Source organism: Mucilaginibacter sp. GW821-FHT07H05 (assembly GCF_059418485.1).
In genome coordinates, this window is the sequence record NZ_JBWKPY010000016.1 from 1 (window position 1) to 531 (window position 531).

At 50.5% G+C, this 531-nt stretch carries 1 protein-coding gene; it reads right to left on the minus strand.

Annotated features, from left to right (window positions below; translation table 11 throughout):
• The coding region (locus tag AC07M6_RS24460; RefSeq protein WP_494894099.1) for a PepSY domain-containing protein at positions 1–365 on the minus strand (365 nt) is incomplete at its 3' end.
• Positions 366–531 lie beyond the last annotated feature (166 nt).

A 531-nucleotide genomic window follows, 5' to 3' on the forward strand; every position in this document is an offset into this window, starting at 1 on the left:
ATGTGCCCGTCATAGGGATCAACAAAGATATTGGCAAAGCCTTTCTTGCCAAAAGTATAACCGATGCTGACCGAACGGCCGGGGCCGCTGTTGATGATATTACTAAGCTTCGCCCCGGTATCTTTCTTCGCTTCGAGGTAAGCCGCTGTTTTGGCGATAAGTGCCGATGGCGGCAAAACGGGCCGGTTACGAATTTCCACCCGCTGGTACTTTTCGGTAAAATAACCGATCTCGTAGCGCCAGACCCACAGGCCGCCCGTAAAGCAGACAATGAAAACGATCAGGCCTGAGGTCAGCCCCAGCCATAAATGCAGCCATTCCGCCACGCGGCGGAAGGCTGATTTTTCTTTTCTGTTGGTTACCATATTAAAACTTGATGGTCAGGTTAGCGGCGATATTGGCCAATGGCTGGGCCGAACCGGCAAGGTCCCAATACTTTTGCTTAGCCAGGTTATTCACTTTAAAATCAAAGCGCCATTTCGGCTGGTCATAAAATAGCGCGGCGTTCATAATGGTATAATGCGGCAGACT